The sequence below is a fragment of the Pseudomonas sp. zfem005 genome (genome assembly GCF_032621735.1).
In the GTDB taxonomy this organism is placed as follows: Bacteria; Pseudomonadota; Gammaproteobacteria; order Pseudomonadales; family Pseudomonadaceae; genus Metapseudomonas; species Metapseudomonas solani.
In genome coordinates, this window is record NZ_JAVYJE010000015.1 from 123,168 (window position 1) to 132,319 (window position 9,152).

The 9,152-nt window shown below is 67.1% G+C and carries 8 protein-coding genes and 1 pseudogene; 5 read left to right on the forward strand and 4 right to left on the reverse strand.

Features of this window, described 5'->3' with window-relative positions:
* Positions 1-86 precede the first annotated feature (86 nt).
* Positions 87-1,400 carry an ATP-binding protein gene (locus RTW82_RS28275; RefSeq protein WP_316927149.1) on the reverse strand — a complete coding sequence of 438 codons (1,314 nt, stop codon included), beginning with the start codon at positions 1,398-1,400 and terminating at the stop codon, positions 87-89.
* A 76-nt stretch (positions 1,401-1,476) separates the two neighbouring features.
* Positions 1,477-2,247 (reverse strand): two-component system response regulator OmpR, encoded by a 771-nt coding sequence (ompR, locus tag RTW82_RS28280; protein ID WP_371877119.1) that lies wholly within the window; start codon positions 2,245-2,247, stop codon positions 1,477-1,479.
* Positions 2,248-2,400: 153 nt separating this feature from the next.
* On the opposite strand from ompR, the gene RTW82_RS28285 reads away from it, so the two are divergent.
* From RTW82_RS28285 to rmf, 4 genes are all read left to right on the forward strand, one after another.
* On the forward strand, positions 2,401-4,722 hold the full coding sequence (locus tag RTW82_RS28285) for a Tex family protein (RefSeq protein ID WP_316927150.1): 2,322 nt from the start codon (positions 2,401-2,403) through the stop codon (positions 4,720-4,722).
* Positions 4,723-4,728: 6 nt separating this feature from the next.
* Complete coding sequence (locus RTW82_RS28290) at positions 4,729-5,112, forward strand: PaaI family thioesterase (RefSeq protein ID WP_316927151.1); 384 nt, start codon at positions 4,729-4,731, stop codon at positions 5,110-5,112.
* Between the two features lie 122 nt (positions 5,113-5,234).
* On the forward strand, positions 5,235-6,821 hold the full coding sequence (gene gshA / locus RTW82_RS28295) for a glutamate--cysteine ligase (protein WP_316927152.1): 1,587 nt from the start codon (positions 5,235-5,237) through the stop codon (positions 6,819-6,821).
* A 285-nt stretch (positions 6,822-7,106) separates the two neighbouring features.
* Positions 7,107-7,319 (forward strand): ribosome modulation factor, encoded by a 213-nt coding sequence (gene rmf, locus RTW82_RS28300; protein ID WP_316927153.1) that lies wholly within the window; start codon positions 7,107-7,109, stop codon positions 7,317-7,319.
* A gap of 1 nt (position 7,320) precedes the next feature.
* Here rmf and RTW82_RS28305 read toward each other — a convergent pair whose 3' ends face one another.
* Positions 7,321-7,719 carry a carboxymuconolactone decarboxylase family protein gene (locus RTW82_RS28305; protein ID WP_031287423.1) on the reverse strand — a complete coding sequence of 133 codons (399 nt, stop codon included), beginning with the start codon at positions 7,717-7,719 and terminating at the stop codon, positions 7,321-7,323.
* A gap of 85 nt (positions 7,720-7,804) precedes the next feature.
* On the opposite strand from RTW82_RS28305, the gene RTW82_RS28310 reads away from it, so the two are divergent.
* Positions 7,805-8,611, forward strand: coding sequence for a cyclase family protein (locus RTW82_RS28310; RefSeq protein WP_021218598.1), 807 nt, complete (start codon positions 7,805-7,807; stop codon positions 8,609-8,611).
* Positions 8,612-8,855: 244 nt separating this feature from the next.
* Here RTW82_RS28310 and RTW82_RS28315 read toward each other — a convergent pair.
* Positions 8,856-9,152 (reverse strand): annotated as a pseudogene (locus RTW82_RS28315) (IS481 family transposase); the annotation flags it as partial.

Below are 9,152 nucleotides of genomic sequence, written 5' to 3' on the forward strand. Positions count from 1 at the left end.
ATGCAAACGCAAGCGCCGACCGCCGCCTGACGGAAGGCGCGGCCGGCGGCGCAGAGGCCCCGGCCGCCTGTGCCGGGGCGCGGTGATCAGGCGGCGTCGCGGGGCAGCAGCAGGCCGATGGGCAGGCACACGCGGGCTTCAAGGCCGCCGCCGGAGCGGTTGCGCAACTCGACGCTGCCGCCGTGCAGCGCGGCGATGCGCTTGACGATGGCCAGGCCCAGGCCGGTGCCCTTGCCGCCACGGGCGCGGTCGCCGCGGATGAAGGGGTTGAAGATGTCGCCCAGCTCCGCCGGGTCGATGCCCTGGCCGCGGTCGAGGACACTGAGGACGATATAGGGCGCGGTGTGATCACCCGCCACGAACGCCGCCACTTCGACGCCGTTGCCGCCATATCGCAGCGCGTTCTCGATCAGGTTCACCAGCAGGCGCTTGATCGACACGCGCCGCAGCGGGAACGGCGGCAGCGGTTCCAGGCACAGGCGCACGCGCTCCTCGTGCTGGTTGTAGGGCGCCACCACCTCGCGCACCAGCTCGCCCAGGTCGAGTTCTTCCTGGCGCTCGTCGCGGCCGTCGCGAATGAAGGCGAGGAACTGGTCGAGGATGGCGTCCATGTCCTCGATGTCGCGGACCATGTCCTCGGTCAGCTCGCTGTCGCTGCTCATCAGCTCCAGGGACAGGCGCAACCGCGTCAACGGGGTGCGCAGGTCGTGGGAGACGCCGGCCAGCATCAGCTCGCGCTCGCGGGCGGCCTGCTCGACGTCCTCGGCCATCTGGTTGAAGGCGCGGTAGACCTCGGTCATCTCGCTGGGGGTATCGCTCACCGGCAGGCGCACGCTGCGACCCTGGCCGAGCTGGCGGGCGGCGAACACCAGGCGCTTGAGCGGGGCGTTGAGCTGGCGCACGAAGATCCAGGCGGCGGCGGTGGACAGCAGGCCGATGCCGAGGAACCAGCCGAGCACGCTCCAGATGCGCTGCCCGCGCAAGGGGTGTGGATACAGCGGGATGCGCACCCAGTCCGGGCCCAGCGCCGGGGCCTGGACCCAGAGCGCCGGCGGGCTCTTGGCGCGCAGGCGCACCTCGGTTTCGGGGCCGAGCTCGGTCTGCATCTGCCGCTCGAAGATTTCGCTGTAGGGCCAGTGCTGCTCGCTGGGCGGCACGGCGTCGCTGGTCACCCGCTTGAGGCCGGCGGCCTTGGCCAGGTCGTCCCGCTCGGACTCGCTGGCCGCCCAGTAGGCGCGCAGGGTCAGGGCCGCGCCGTGGCTGTACTGGCGATCCACGAGGACGTCCTCGTTCATCATCAGGTAGACCAGGGTCAGGGCCTTGGAAAACAGCACGACGATGAGCACCAGCCAGAGGGTGCGGGAGAAGAAACTCTGCGGGAACCAGTACGGCGCTTTCATCGGGTTTTCCGGGCAGGAGGCTCAGGCGCCTTGCACAGCAGTGCCGCGCCCGGGGATACGGGCGCAGCGGGGTGGGTCACTTGTTGCCGTCGGGCACGAACACGTAGCCGACGCCCCAGACGGTCTGGATATAGCGGGGCTTGGACGGGTCGGGCTCGATCAACCGGCGCAGGCGGGAGATCTGCACGTCGATGGAGCGCTCCAGGGCGTCCCATTCGCGGCCACGGGCCAGGTTCATCAGCTTGTCGCGGGTCAGCGGCTCGCGGGCGTGCTGGACCAGGGCCTTGAGCACGGCGAACTCGCCGGTGGTGAGCATGTGCACGTCCTCGCCCCTCTTCAGCTCGCGGGTGGCCAGGGACAGCTCGTACTCGCCGAAGCTCACGCTCTCGTCGGCAGCGGCGGGAGCGCCGGGCACCTGAGGTGCCTGGCGGCGCAGCACGGCCTTGATCCGCGCCAGCAGCTCGCGAGGGTTGAACGGCTTGGCCAGATAGTCGTCGGCGCCCAGTTCCAGGCCCTGGATACGGCTGGACTCGTCGCCCTTGGCGGTGAGCATGATGATCGGCACCTGGTTGTTCGATGCGCGCAGGCGGCGGCAGGCGGACAGGCCGTCCTCGCCGGGCAGCATCAGGTCCAGGACCACGAGGTTGAACAGCTCGCGGGCCAGCAGGCGGTCCATCTGTTCGACGTTTTCCACCGCGCGCACGCGGTAGCCCTGCTCCTCGAAAAAGCGCTCGAGCAAACGACGCAGACGCGCGTCGTCGTCGACGATCAGGATCTTTTCGCCCTCGGCATTGGGGATGCTGCTCATGTTCTCTCCTGGTTTCTCAAGCGCGGCATTATTACTCAGCGCCGGTGTCGCGCGGCTCGACCATTGTTAGCAGATTTTTCCCCGAACGGTGCCCTGGCCAACGCAACGGGGTGTTTATAATGCGCCGCTTGTTTCCCGGCCGAGGCCAGGCCCGGCCGGTCTTTCGTTGGTCATCAGGTGTGTCTTTTTCATATGGAAAGCATCAACAACCGAATCGCTGAAGAGCTGGGCGTGCGCCCGCAACAAGTCGCCGCTGCCGTTGCCCTGCTCGATGAAGGCTCCACCGTTCCCTTCATCGCCCGCTACCGCAAGGAAGTCACCGGCAGCCTGGACGACACCCAGCTGCGCAACCTGGAAGAGCGCCTGCGCTACCTGCGCGAGCTGGAGGACCGCCGTGGCGCGATCCTCGCCAGCATCGAGGAACAGGGCAAGCTGACCCCGGAACTGGCCCGCGAAATCAAGCTGGCCGACACCAAGACCCGCCTCGAAGACCTTTACCTGCCGTACAAGCAGAAGCGCCGCACCAAGGGCCAGATCGCCCTGGAAGCCGGCCTCGGCGAGCTGGCCGACGCGCTCTTCGCCGACCCGACCCTGGCGCCGGAAACCGAAGCCGCACGCTTCATCGATGCCGAAAAGGGCTTCGCCGACACCAAGGCGGTGCTCGAAGGCGCCAAGTACATCCTCATGGAGCGCTTCGCCGAAGACGCCACCCTGCTGGCCAGCCTGCGCAGCTTCCTCAAGGACAACGCCACCCTCACCGCCCGCCTGGTGGCCGGCAAGGAACAGGAAGGCGCCAAGTTCAGCGACTACTTCGAGCACGACGAGGCCCTCAAGGGCGCGCCGTCGCACCGTGCGCTGGCGATCTTCCGTGGCCGCAACGAGGGCGTGCTCAGCGTCGCCCTGAAGGTCGGCGACGAGCTGCCGGGCACCATGCACCCCTGCGAAGTGATGATCGGCGAGCGCTTCGGCGTGAAGGACCAGGCCCGCGCCGCTGACAAATGGCTGGGCGAGGTGGTGCGCTGGACCTGGAAGGTCAAGCTCTACACCCACCTGGAAACCGACCTGCTGGGCGAACTGCGCGAAGGCGCGGAGACCGAGGCGATCAACGTCTTCGCCCGCAACCTGCACGACCTGCTGCTGGCCGCCCCGGCCGGCCCGCGCGCCACCCTGGGCCTGGACCCGGGCCTGCGCACCGGCTGCAAGGTCGCCGTGGTCGACGCCACCGGCAAGCTGCTGGAAACCGCCACCGTCTACCCCCACGTGCCGCACAACAAGTGGGATGACACCCTGGCCACCCTGGCCAAGCTCTGCGCCAAGCACGGCGTGGACCTGATCGCCATCGGCAACGGCACCGCCAGCCGCGAGACCGACAAGCTGGCCGGCGAGCTGATCAGCAAGATGCCGGGCCTGAAGATGACCAAGATCATGGTCAGCGAAGCCGGCGCCTCGGTGTACTCGGCCTCGGAACTGGCCGCCAAGGAATTCCCCGACCTGGACGTGTCCCTGCGGGGCGCCGTGTCCATCGCCCGCCGCCTGCAGGACCCCCTGGCCGAGCTGGTGAAGATCGAGCCCAAGTCCATCGGCGTCGGCCAGTACCAGCACGACGTGTCCCAGCTGCAGCTGGCGCGCAGCCTGGACGCGGTGGTGGAAGACTGCGTGAACGCCGTGGGCGTGGACGTGAACACCGCCTCCGCCGCCCTGCTGGCGCGCATCTCCGGCCTCAACGCGACCCTGGCGCAGAACATCGTCGCCCACCGCGACGCCAACGGCGCCTTCAAGACCCGCGAGGAGCTGAAGAACGTCAGCCGCCTGGGCGAGAAGACCTACGTGCTGGCCGCCGGCTTCCTCCGCGTGATGAACGGCGACAACCCGCTGGACGCCTCCGCGGTGCACCCGGAAACCTACCCGCTGGTGCAGCGCATCGCCGCCGACACCGGCCGCGACATCCGCTCGCTGATCGGCGATTCGGGCTTCCTCAAGCGCCTCGACCCGGCCACGTTCACCGACGAGACCTTCGGCCTGCCGACCGTCACCGACATCCTCAAGGAACTGGACAAGCCCGGCCGCGACCCGCGTCCCGAGTTCAAGACCGCCGAGTTCCAGGAAGGCGTCGAGAGCCTCAAGGACCTCAAGCCCGGCATGGTGCTGGAAGGCGTGGTGACCAACGTCACCAACTTCGGCGCCTTCGTCGACATCGGCGTCCACCAGGACGGCCTGGTGCACATCTCCGCGCTGTCGGAGAAGTTCGTCAAGGACCCGTACGAAGTGGTCAAGGCCGGCGACATCGTCAAGGTCAAGGTCATGGAAGTGGACATCCCGCGTAACCGCGTCGGCCTGTCCATGCGCATGAGCGACACCCCCGGCGAGAAGGTCGATGGCCCGCGCGGCGGCGGTCGTCCCCAGGGCGGCCAGCGTGCGGATCGCGGCGCACCGCGCCAGCAGCAACAGGCGGCGCCGACGAACAACGCCATGGCCTCGCTGTTCGCCAACGCCAAGCAGATCAAGAAGAAGTGAGCTGAGATGGAAATCTCCGACCTGCACACCGCCAGCGCCTACAGCAAGCTGCTGGGCATCGAACCGGTCAGCCTGGGCGACGGCGTCGCCGAGGCGCGCCTGTCCATGGGCGAGCACCTGCGCAATCGCGGCCAGGTGATGCACGGCGGAGCCATCTTCTCGCTGCTCGATATCGCCATGGGCCTGGCCTGCACCAGCGTCCATGGTTTCGAGCGGCGCAGCGCCACCATCGAATGCAAGATCAACTACATCCGTCCCGTGGCCGAGGGTGACATCCTCTGCCGCGCGCGGGTAGTGCACGCCGGCTCGCGGACCCTGGTGGTCGAAGCCGATGTGCTGCAGGGCGACAAGCTGGTCGCTAAAGGGCAAGGCACCTTCGCCCAGCTGTAAGCGCCAGGACGGCGAGGCTCTATTCTGGACAAAGCGACAACGCAGTCATGTCCGCCCCTTGTAGACCGACCAGTCCACCCTCATATTGGGGCGACTGTCCCTGGGACCCACAGGATTCCAAATTGAGCGACCTTCTCTCCCGCCGCCTGGCATTGCTGGGCGAGCGTGCCCACCTGTCCCTGCTGACCCAGTGCCTGCACGGTATCGAACGCGAATGCCTGCGCGTCGAAGACAACGGCCAGTTGGCCCTGACGCCGCACCCGGTGGCCGTCGGTTCGGCCCTGACCAACCCGCAGATCACCACCGACTATTCCGAGTCGCTGCTGGAGTTCATCACCCCCACCGAGCACGACCCGGCCGACACCCTGGCGGACCTGGAGAAGATCCATCGCTTCACCTACCAGAAGCTCGACGGGGAGCTGCTGTGGAGCGCCTCGATGCCCGGCCGCCTGCCCAGCGAGGAGATCATCCCGATCGCCCGCTACGGCACCTCGCCCATCGGCCGCCTGAAGTACGTCTACCGCCGCGGCCTGGCCGTGCGCTACGGCAAGACCATGCAGTGCATCGCCGGCATCCACTACAACTTCTCCCTGCCCGAAGCCCTGTGGCCCCTGCTCAAGGAAGCCGAAGGCGACGAGCATAGCGACCGCGACTTCCAGTCGGCGCGCTACATCGCGATGATCCGCAACTTCCGCCGCTACAGCTGGTTGCTGATGTACCTGTTCGGCGCGGCGCCGGCGCTGGACCAGAACTTCCTCCGTGGCCGCCCCCACGACCTCGACCGCCTCGACGCCGACACCCTGTTCCTGCCCTGGGCCACCAGCCTGCGCATGAGCGACCTGGGCTACCAGAACAACGCCCAGTCCGGCCTCACGCCCTGCTACAACAACCTCGACAGCTACCTGTCGAGCCTGCGCCAGGCGGTGTCCACGCCCTACCCGCCCTATGCCGAGATCGGCACCAAGCGCGACGGCGAATGGGTGCAGCTGAACACCAACGTGATCCAGATCGAGAACGAGTACTACTCGTCGATCCGCCCGAAGCGCGTCACCTACACCGGCGAGCGCCCGATCCAGGCACTGATGGCCCGTGGCGTGCAGTACGTCGAAGTGCGCTGCCTGGATATCAACCCCTTCCTGCCCCTGGGCATCGACCTGGAAGAGTCGCGTTTCCTCGACGCCTTCCTGCTGTTCTGCGCCCTGCAGGACAGCCCGCCCCTGGCCGGCGGCGAATGCCGCGACTGCACCGACAACTTCCAGCGCGTGGTCAAGGAAGGTCGCCGCCCCGGCCTGCACCTGCAGCGCAACGGCCAGGAAATCGGCCTCCAGGAATGGGCTGGCGAGCTGCTCGACCAGATCGCCCGCACCGCCGACCTGCTGGACCGCGCCCAGGGCGGCCAGGCCCACGCCGAAGCCCTCGCGGCCCAGCGCCCCAAGGTCGCCGACGCCAACCTCACGCCCTCGGCCCGGGTGCTGGCCGAACTGCGCGAGCGCGGCGAGAGCTTCAGCGAGTTCGCCCTGCGCTACAGCCGGCAGCACGCCGAGTACTTCCGCGCCGAGACCCTGGCCCCGGACGACCAGGAACGCCTGGAAACCATGGCGCGCCAGTCCCTGGAAGAGCAGGCGCGCCTGGAAGCCGAGCCCGATGTCGACTTCGACACCTTCGTCGCCGCCTACCAGGCCAGCATCCTCGGCTTGCTGAGCAACTGACGCGGTCCCTGCCGCTCCCGGGCTGAAGCCCGGGCTACGGTAGGTTGGCGCCGAGCGCAGCGAGGCCCAACGGTGGCAAGCACAACCCCGCTCGTTGGGCTTCGTACCTCAGCCCAACCTACGGATTGCAGCGGCGCCGAAACCACCCGCGAACCCAGACGCCCCAAAAAGGCGCGGCCTGTCACAAAACCGACAAGCTGGGGCTCCAACGGGGACAGGCGGCCACCCGCGCCGGAAAACCGGCAGCTAGCATGAGCACATATCCAGAGCCTGCGAGCTTTGCCCATGGCGCCCCCAGACGCCCATCCCAAAGACAGCCAGCAATGGAGCCTGGAAAGCCTCAACAAGGCTTACCAACAAGGCTACATGGCGGGCCTCACCGGCCAGACCATCAACCAGCAGCCCTACCCCGCCGAAGTTCTCGCCGCGGCCTGGGAAGCCGGTTGGGACGACGGCCACGACCAGTACGAGCTGCAGCGTCCCTCGCGGATCGCCTGAATCAGTCCTCGCGAAAAGCCGCGTCCAGCGGAACCCGATAACCCGTCGCCAGCCGGTTGGTCTCATTGGCCATGCCGATCACCGCCTGCAGTTCGCCGAACATTTCCTCAGTCATCCCCGCCTTGCGCGCCGCCGCCGTGTGCGAGCCGATGCAGTAGGCGCAATTGTTGGTGACGCTGACGGCCACGTAGAGCAGCTCCTTGGTCAGCGGGTCCAGCGCGCCGGGGGCCATCACCTGCTTCAGGCTCTCCCAGGTGCGACGCAGGTTGTCCGGGTGCTGGGCCAGGGCCTTCCAGAAGTTGTTCACCTGGTCGACCTTGCGCGTGGCCATGATGTCGTCATAGACGGCGCGTACTTCCGGACTGGCATGTTCATATTCGATCAAGTGCTTAGACGACATCGCGTTTCCCCTTCTAAGTTATGAGACAGCCAGTATAGGCAGCCCGCCCATACCGGCCCGATCCCAACCAAGGAGAAGGTCACGCATGTCGATACGCACCCTGGGCCGCCTGGCCCTCACCGCCTCGCTGTCCCTGCCGCTGCTGGCCCAGGCCGCGCAACCCGGCCTCTGGGACACCTACGCCACGCTCAAAACCAAGACCTGGGTCGACCTGACCCACGCCTACGACGAGCAGGTGCCGCACTGGAAGGGCTTCGAGAACGCCCAGCGCAAGACGCTCTACACCGTCGACAAGGACGGCTTCCAGGTGGACCTCTACACCCACGTCGGCCAGTGGGGCACCCATGTCGACCCGCCGGTGCACTTCCACAAGGGCCTGCGCGGCATCGACCAGATCGACGTGAAGGAACAGCTGCTGCCGCTGGTGGTGCTGGACATCCACCAGCAGGCGGCGAAGAACCCCGACTACGTGCTGACCCTGGCCGACGTGAAGGCCTGGGAGGCCAAGCACGGGCCAGTGCCGGAAGGCGCCTTCGTGGCCCTGCGCAGCGATTGGTCCAAGCGCTGGCCGAGCCAGGAAAAAATCCAGAACGCCGACGCTCAGGGCGTGGCCCACTACCCGGGCTGGAGCAAGGAGGCGCTGGTGTACCTCTACGAGACGCGCAAGATCACCGCCTCCGGCCACGAGACCACGGACACCGACCCGGGCATCGCCACCAGCAAGGACGACTATTCGCTGGAGTCCTACATCCTCGGCAAGGATCACTACCAGATCGAGCTGCTGGCCAACCTGGACCAGGTGCCGGAAGCCGGCGCGCTGGTGGTGGTGAGCTTCCCGAAGATCGCCCGGGGCACCGGCTTCCCGGCGCGGGTGTTCGCGATATTGCCCTGATGGGGTGAGCGGGACTCCCCCTGTGGGAGCGGCTTCAGCCGCGATGGGCCCGACTCGGTGCCGGGCCCTTTCATGAGTCCACTGGAAGAGGGGCCTCGGAGCGGGCAGCCGTCGCTCACTCCAGACGCAGGGTGTGCTGCGCGCCTGGAGCTCGCCGGAAGCACCGTGCGAAGGTGCGCACGGTGTTTAGCCGGGATACATGGGTAACGCTTGTCGGGAGACATGGGTAACGGGTTGATGGTCGTTACTTCTTCTCTCTCAGGTCGAACTGGCGGATTGTCTTATGGATGAAAATCACATCGTAGACACCATCCACACCGGTGGGGCGGATGGCGACTCGCTCACCCAACAATCCACCACCGACGAAACGGCTTTTCCCCTTGAATTGCACTTGCCCGGTCCCTGCCACCTTGAGCACCTTGTCCTCCGGCTCGTACTCGATTTCCGGCAATTGCTCCGGGTACGCCCTTAGGCTTGGCTGATAGCGCGATATCGGTGGTAACTGGCCCAGTGCCTCATGAGGTCGTTGTTGGTTGTACTG

Bases quoted from the DNA above. Each gene is read 5' to 3' on its own strand.
- RTW82_RS28275 (WP_316927149.1), bottom strand. From the start codon at position 1,400: ATGAAAGCGCCGTACTGGTTCCCGCAGAGTTTCTTCTCCCGCACCCTC.
- RTW82_RS28285 (WP_316927150.1), top strand. From the start codon at position 2,401: ATGGAAAGCATCAACAACCGAATCGCTGAAGAGCTGGGCGTGCGCCCG.
- RTW82_RS28290 (WP_316927151.1), top strand. From the start codon at position 4,729: ATGGAAATCTCCGACCTGCACACCGCCAGCGCCTACAGCAAGCTGCTG.
- rmf (WP_316927153.1), top strand. From the start codon at position 7,107: ATGGCGCCCCCAGACGCCCATCCCAAAGACAGCCAGCAATGGAGCCTG.
- RTW82_RS28305 (WP_031287423.1), bottom strand. From the start codon at position 7,719: ATGTCGTCTAAGCACTTGATCGAATATGAACATGCCAGTCCGGAAGTA.
- RTW82_RS28310 (WP_021218598.1), top strand. From the start codon at position 7,805: ATGTCGATACGCACCCTGGGCCGCCTGGCCCTCACCGCCTCGCTGTCC.